The organism is Endozoicomonas sp., assembly GCF_031844845.1.
GTDB lineage: Bacteria > Pseudomonadota > Gammaproteobacteria > Pseudomonadales > Endozoicomonadaceae > Endozoicomonas.
Genome location: NZ_JAVRMB020000144.1, coordinates 1 through 6,216 on the forward strand (window position 1 = coordinate 1; position 6,216 = coordinate 6,216).

The window sequence follows — 6,216 nt, forward strand, 5'->3', positions numbered from 1 at the left end:
CATGGTCTTCATTTGCTGCAAGAGCAGTGGAATATTACCGATGATGAAGTCGCTGCCTTTGGTGACAGTGGCAACGATATGGAAATGCTGCAAAAGGCGGGATTCAGTTTTGCCATGAATAATGCCAATGAAAGCATTCGGCAGGTTGCCCGTTATTTAGCGCCCGGAAATAATGATGAGGGTGTGCTTGAGGTGATCGACCGTATTCTTGATCAGACGGCAGGTAATGAAAGTTGCCTTGAGATGCTCAGTGGTGATGCCTGATGAATAAAGAGCCTGTTGGTGATCTGGTTCTCAGCCAGGAACAGATTGCAGCAGGTGTTGAAACTGTTGCCAGCCAGTTGTCAGGAATATTAATCAGGCGAACCTGGCTCTCTTCATTATGCCCTCTTCATTAAAAACGGGTGACCGGTGCAAAGCCGGTCATTATCGCCATGGAACACAGCAAGAAGAATGGCGAGCCTGAAATTCTCCAACGTTGCAACTTTCCACAAACCGCAAAAGGTCCGGTGAATCTGATCGTTACCGAAATGGTAATCATCGAGGTCACTGAAAACGGACTATTGTTAACTGAAATCGCTGTAGATACCACGTAGAACAGGTGATCAAAGCCACCGGTGCAGATCTGAAAGTTGCCAGCGACCTGATAACGTTTGGAGAGATTGAATAATGCAAGACGTCGTTATTGTCAGTGCTGCTCGTACACCAATAGGAATATTCAATGGTGTTCTGGCTACGGTTACACCAGCCCGGTTAGGGATTGCAGCCGCCAAAGGTGTCTTGGAGAAGGCCGGGGTTAAGGCTGAGGACGTGCAGGAACTGGTTCTGGGTAATGTTCTTGGCGCGGGCCAGGGGATGAATATTGCCCGTCAGATTGCATTGGGTATTGGCATGTCCACCGAGAGTACCGCCTATAACGTCAGCAAAGTCTGTGGCTCAGGTATGAAAGCGGTTGTTCTGGCTGCACAGGCCATTGCCTGCGGTGACATTGAAATCGCTTTGGCTGGTGGTTCAGAAAATATGAGTCAGTCGCCTTATGTTTTGCCCAAGGCTCGCTGGGGGCAGCGAATGGGTCATGGTCAGCTGCTGGACACCATGATCAGTGATGGTTTGACCGATGCATTTAATGATTACCACATGGGGATTACTGCTGAGAATCTGGCGGAGCGTTATCACATCAGCCGTAAAGCTCAGGATGAGTACGCTGCCAGAAGTCAGGAGCGGGCATTAGCCGCTCAGGATGCCCACCGTTTTGCGGATGAAATCGTGCCTGTAGAAGTGGTCGACAGGAAGCAGACGGTGATTGTGGATAAGGATGAAGGCCCCAGGGTGACCTCTGTAGAAAAGCTGGCGAAACTCCGCACTGCTTTCAGTAAGGGGGGTACGGTAACTGCGGGGAATGCTTCCACTATTAATGATGGAGCAGCCATGTTACTGCTGATGTCCCGCAGCAAAGCAGAGTCCCTGGGTTTGCAGCCCATGGTGGTTATCAAGTCATCCGCTTCTGCTGGTGTTTCACCTGAGGTGATGGGTTATGGACCGGTACCCGCTACTAAAAAAGCATTGTCCAGAGCCGGGCTCTCTGTGGCGGATATCGATCTGGTTGAAGCCAATGAAGCGTTTGCTGTTCAGGCGCTCTCTGTGGTTGAAGGCCTTGAGCTGGATCCAGAGAAAACCAACGTCAATGGTGGAGCGGTCGCGCTGGGTCATCCAATCGGAGCTTCTGGTGCCCGGATTCTGGTGACACTGCTTCATGAAATGGCGAAGCGAGATGTTCGCTACGGTCTTGCCACGCTTTGCATTGGTGGTGGCATGGGAATCGCCATGGTGGTGGAGCGGGAATAAACCTTCCTTCAATAGCTTTTTCATAAGCAACTGTTAATATTTTTTGTAAAATAGCCTCAAAACCAGAATCCGTTCGCACACCTATGACTTTTACATATGGGTTAGGGTTCCATTACTTGAAATAAGTTCACAAAAATATTTCTTATGCTCATGGTTGTTTATAATTATTCGAGTTTGTGCGTGCCGACCGTTAATCATTCATGCTTAACGGTAAGATTCAAAGCTTCTGGCACAAAATTTTTCAACCTCCTTTATCCAGGAACGAACAGGTAAGCCATGAAATTTATTAACCGTTGTGTCATTACCTTGAAGCCAAAACCGGAATTTATCGAGTGGGTAAAAAGTCTGGGTGTGGAGCTTCCTGAGACATGGGACTTTGAAGGCGGCGCTTATCTTTTTGATGAGCATGAGTCTGAAGAGAGTCTGGTAGAAGGTCTGAGTGAAGAAGCCCGGGCAATTCTGGAGAATGAGTTTTCCGTATGGACTGAAGACGAAGACAGATGGCCAGAGACAAGAGACTTTGCCATCCTGAAGCAACTGTTCACTCTGCATATTGCCGTTGCCGGTTTTGACCTTGGTAAAGAAGCTCTGCTAAGAGCTGATGTTGCTGATCTGCTTTGATACCAGATGGCATGCCGATGGTTTGGCTTCAAACGACATCGGGATGGGGTAATGACCAGTGGGTGTGCCGACACAGCCACTGGCCTTCATGTTTCTGAAGAATATAGGTAACACGCATTGGCGAAATACTGATTTTTTCGCCCGTTGCCTTTTCCTGCCAGCCACATTCTGCGTAGGCAGAAAGGCAGACCAGTGACTGGTTCTGAAAGGCAACTGGATAATGGTATTTCAATTGAGGCTGCAGGTGTATTTCGGCCAGTTTACTGAGGTATTGCTCATATTGCCGGGAGCCACGGAGTGCATCTGGCCTGTCCAGTGGGAAAAAAACTCTGCTCTGGCTGGGGTGCTGCAGGATCGTCAGGTTTTCCAGATCAGCGGTTTCGCTGTAGGTGACCCGCCTGCTCAAAGCTTCAAGAAATGGTGTGATATTGATGGCATCCAGCCTGGCAGAACGATCCGCTAACACTGGTTGAGATCTTTGGGGAATTGGATTGATCGGGAATGGAGTCCCTTCAGGCCAGGCTCTGCTGAGATGACCATGACGGATTTTAAGCCTGCCCTGATGTTCAATCAGATAGAACGTTAGCCTCAGGTCTTCATCTTTCAGCCTTAAGCCGTTTTTAAACTGGATATCCCGCTTGAACCGGCAGGCGACCATCATTGCATTGTCATTTCCGAAGCTGTCCAGTGGCTCCAGCTGAATATCAGCAGACTCACGTTCTTCAAAATAACGCCTTGATCGCTGGTAAAGATCATCCGGGCGGTTGTAATTATCACTTTCAGTGACGCCCCAGCCTGTGATGTCGTCAGGCATATGCAGTTCCAATATTCGATCTTCACTGCCATTGATGAGCAGGCAGTCCCTGAATTCATTAAGAAAGTCGACAACTAATGGCATGGCTCGGAATTAATTTGGTTGAGAGGAGAGTATTATAGGCCAGATTGGTAAAAAAGACCGGGGTTGGAAGGTATATAATGAACTTCATGTGGTTGGGGTAAGAACAAGCGCCACAACCACATGTTTTTTAATAGGAAATCAGTTGCTTCTTCTTTCTCCCAGTTCTTCCATTCTTTCCTGACGCTTCTCATAGTCAGTAGGAATAACGATAGAATCCAGTGATGCTCTGGCACTGAAAACGTTCAGAACAGACGTTGATACGGGCTCTTCCATGCCATGTCTGTCCCGGGCTTGATCGGCATAATCTATATCAGCAGTAGCATTGGCACTGAAAAGAATGACAGAAGAAGTTGCGATAGCAAAAAGTGTTTTTTTCATTATTGTTCTCCATTGAAATCCGGTGGGTCAATTCCAAACCATAGTTATTCATGGTTTAAGTAATAGTGAAGTTGGATAGCGAATAAATAACAAGAAAATGAAAGAGAGGCGTTGTTATTAGTTATTAATAATAAATAATCAATTGATCTATTTGGTTTAGAATTATTTGATTTAATAAATGGGTCGTTGATTTTTTTATAGTTTTCAATGTGTTGTGTTTTTTAATGCGGCTGATTCTAAATAGGCCGACATCTGCTTTAACTAAGCGTGTCATTATTTCAACACTTTTCGGATTAATCCGTTATTCTTCTCTCTGTTTTTCAATGGTTGCCGTACCCGGGTTTTCCAGAATGCTGGCAGGCAGCCTTTTCCTTTTTTGAGATGTAAGAGAAAGATGAACGATAGCCGGCAGGCTCTGCTTAAACTTCATATCGCCATACTTTTATTTGGAATATCAGGGCTGTTTGGCAAGCTATTGCCCATCGATCCCGGCTGGATCGTTCTGGGCCGAACACTGGTTGGAAGTACCGTTCTGGCGCTTGTCCTGACCGGTAAAGGAAAGATCCGACAGATGTTTGTGCCCGGCCAGTGGCCGATCAATATGGCATTGGGCGGCATTCTGGCCATCCACTGGATAACCTTTTTTCAGGCTATTCAGGTCTCCTCGGTGGCCATTGGTTTACTGGCGTTTTCATCATTCCCTGTGTTTGTAACCCTGCTTGAACCCTTGTTGTTCAGGGAGCGATTAAGGTGGCTGGATGTACTGACCGCTACCGGGGTAGTGGCTGGACTATTGATCGTATTCCCTCTTTCATCAACGAGCCCGGAGACAGGTATCGTTGAAGGGTTGGGCTGGGGGATCTTCAGTGCCCTGCTGTTTGCCATGCTCACTCTGGCAAACAGAAGCCGTATTCAGAAGACCGATGCGATGGCATTAACCTGCCTTCAGAATATAGGCGCGGTTATTACTACGCTACTGATCATGCCAAAAGCGGGGGGCAGCAGCATTGTGGATTACTGGCCAGAGCTTCTGGTACTCGGCTTATTATGTACAACGATGCCTCTGATGTTGTTTTTAAGCAGCCTCCGTTATCTGAAGACCCAGCTGGTGAGCCTGGTGACCTGTCTTGAGCCGGTTTATGGCATTGTGCTGGCGGCACTTCTGCTCTCGGAAATACCCTCACTGAGAACTCTGGCAGGAGGCGTTGTGATTCTTGGGGCCATCACGGTTGGCAGTTTGTGCAAAGATAAAAGACAGGCTTGTTGATGGCATAGCTTTGCCAAACACTTTGATGCGGACCGATTGCTGCTTCATTGTTTAAGGATGGTGATGGCCCACCCTGTCACAAGAAAGCCTGTTTTTTTATACGCCCCTGGATATTGTGTTTGATCAACTGTTGGAACGATTTGGCTGGACAATGCCAGATAGCAGTGAATAAATACCGACGTTCTTTCCTATCGGGTTGAAATATTTCAATGAAAAAAGTTGTTTCCACAATGCTGGTTTCACTGGCTCTCTTTTTGTCGGGTTGTGCATCAACTCAAGAGTCACAGGAGATCATGGCTGAAAACTCAGAAGTTGAAGTTACCCGTCAGTTTACCGGCTCAACCATGACTCCGGATCCTGTAATGCAGCAGGTTATGGCGTTGAGTAAGGCTGGAGTCCTGAAAAATGTTCGAATGACTCGCTCGATTCCTGCCCAGATTACAGCGACCGGGCCTGAAAATGTCCTGGAATGTATCTCTTCTGAGGGAAGCCGCTGGCTGGAAGAGCCTCAGGAATGTGAATACATGGCAGAAGAAACCTGTACCGAGTTGGGTGGCGAGTTCAATGCCTGTGCATCAGCCTGCCGTAATGATCCTGAGGCCATGATGTGTGTTCTGATGTGTGTGCAGGTTTGCAGCTTTGCTGAATAATTGAAAGCTCTCCCATCTCTCTTTCCTGTTCTGTTCTACAGGCCGCTTCCAGGGTTCGAGGGTGTCGCAAAAGATCTTAAATGCAGATTTATACTACTGCCGCCTTTCCCGCGCAGGCGGGAATCCATCTCGAGAGTGAGAGTCTGTCTCGAAGAGTGGATCCCCGCCTGCGAGGCTGTCGCAAAACCCACCAGGAACCTCGTTCCCACGCTCTGCGTGGGAATGCATAGCCAACCACAGGAATCGTGTCTGTGGTTGGGTCCTGGCGCTACCACGCAGAGCGTGGGAGCGAGGAGGGTTTAGGAATCGTGTCTGTGGTTGGGTCCTGGCGCTACCACGCAGAGCGTGGGAGCGAGGAGGGTTTTGGACAACCGCCTTCGCGAGGATGACGGTCGGGGGGGGTTTGCCCTTTTGCGACACCCTCCTTCGCGGGGATGACGGAGGTATGGGTATCAGCGCTTAGCTGCACTTGACGGATCTGTGGTGAGAAGGCGGTAGCCTGCCTTACCCTGCAGCAATGATCTTTCCAGACTCCGCTATAGAAAAAAACAGTCTAG

At 48.4% G+C, this 6,216-nt stretch carries 9 protein-coding genes; 7 read left to right on the plus strand and 2 right to left on the minus strand.

What is annotated here, in order from left to right; translation table 11 throughout:
• From RM811_RS07245 to RM811_RS07265, 5 genes are all read left to right on the plus strand, one after another.
• Positions 1 to 264, plus strand: a 264-nt coding sequence (locus RM811_RS07245) for an HAD family hydrolase (RefSeq protein WP_402522348.1), incomplete at its 5' end; no start/stop codon positions are given.
• Positions 264 to 398 carry a hypothetical protein gene (locus RM811_RS07250; RefSeq protein WP_402522351.1) on the plus strand — a complete coding sequence of 45 codons (135 nt, stop codon included), beginning with the start codon at positions 264 to 266 and terminating at the stop codon, positions 396 to 398. The genes RM811_RS07245 and RM811_RS07250, both read left to right, overlap by 1 nt.
• A gap of 6 nt (positions 399 to 404) precedes the next feature.
• A complete protein-coding gene (locus RM811_RS07255; protein ID WP_402522354.1) occupies positions 405 to 596 on the plus strand; it encodes a CoA-transferase in 192 nt (63 codons plus the stop codon).
• A gap of 73 nt (positions 597 to 669) precedes the next feature.
• A complete protein-coding gene (locus RM811_RS07260; RefSeq protein ID WP_402522357.1) occupies positions 670 to 1,845 on the plus strand; it encodes an acetyl-CoA C-acetyltransferase in 1,176 nt (391 codons plus the stop codon).
• Between the two features lie 276 nt (positions 1,846 to 2,121).
• On the plus strand, positions 2,122 to 2,466 hold the full coding sequence (locus RM811_RS07265) for a hypothetical protein (protein WP_402522359.1): 345 nt from the start codon (positions 2,122 to 2,124) through the stop codon (positions 2,464 to 2,466).
• A gap of 28 nt (positions 2,467 to 2,494) precedes the next feature.
• On the opposite strand, the gene RM811_RS07270 is transcribed toward RM811_RS07265, so the two are convergent.
• Entirely contained in the window at positions 2,495 to 3,364 is an 870-nt protein-coding gene (locus RM811_RS07270; protein ID WP_402522362.1) for a nuclear transport factor 2 family protein, read from the minus strand.
• A gap of 138 nt (positions 3,365 to 3,502) precedes the next feature.
• On the minus strand, positions 3,503 to 3,742 hold the full coding sequence (locus RM811_RS07275; RefSeq protein WP_402522365.1) for a hypothetical protein: 240 nt from the start codon (positions 3,740 to 3,742) through the stop codon (positions 3,503 to 3,505).
• 394 nt (positions 3,743 to 4,136) lie between these two features.
• Here RM811_RS07275 and RM811_RS07280 point away from each other — a divergent pair, with 394 nt between their 5' ends.
• Complete coding sequence (locus RM811_RS07280; protein WP_402522368.1) at positions 4,137 to 5,009, plus strand: DMT family transporter; 873 nt, start codon at positions 4,137 to 4,139, stop codon at positions 5,007 to 5,009.
• Positions 5,010 to 5,218: 209 nt separating this feature from the next.
• On the plus strand, positions 5,219 to 5,659 hold the full coding sequence (locus RM811_RS07285) for a hypothetical protein (RefSeq protein ID WP_402522371.1): 441 nt from the start codon (positions 5,219 to 5,221) through the stop codon (positions 5,657 to 5,659).
• Positions 5,660 to 6,216 lie beyond the last annotated feature (557 nt).

Excerpts from the sequence above, each read along its gene's own strand:
- RM811_RS07260 (WP_402522357.1), top strand. The coding sequence starts at position 670 with ATGCAAGACGTCGTTATTGTCAGTGCTGCTCGTACACCAATAGGAATA.
- RM811_RS07250 (WP_402522351.1), top strand. The coding sequence starts at position 264 with ATGAATAAAGAGCCTGTTGGTGATCTGGTTCTCAGCCAGGAACAGATT.
- RM811_RS07285 (WP_402522371.1), top strand. The coding sequence starts at position 5,219 with ATGAAAAAAGTTGTTTCCACAATGCTGGTTTCACTGGCTCTCTTTTTG.
- RM811_RS07270 (WP_402522362.1), bottom strand. The coding sequence starts at position 3,364 with ATGCCATTAGTTGTCGACTTTCTTAATGAATTCAGGGACTGCCTGCTC.
- RM811_RS07265 (WP_402522359.1), top strand. The coding sequence starts at position 2,122 with ATGAAATTTATTAACCGTTGTGTCATTACCTTGAAGCCAAAACCGGAA.
- RM811_RS07280 (WP_402522368.1), top strand. The coding sequence starts at position 4,137 with ATGAACGATAGCCGGCAGGCTCTGCTTAAACTTCATATCGCCATACTT.
- RM811_RS07275 (WP_402522365.1), bottom strand. The coding sequence starts at position 3,742 with ATGAAAAAAACACTTTTTGCTATCGCAACTTCTTCTGTCATTCTTTTC.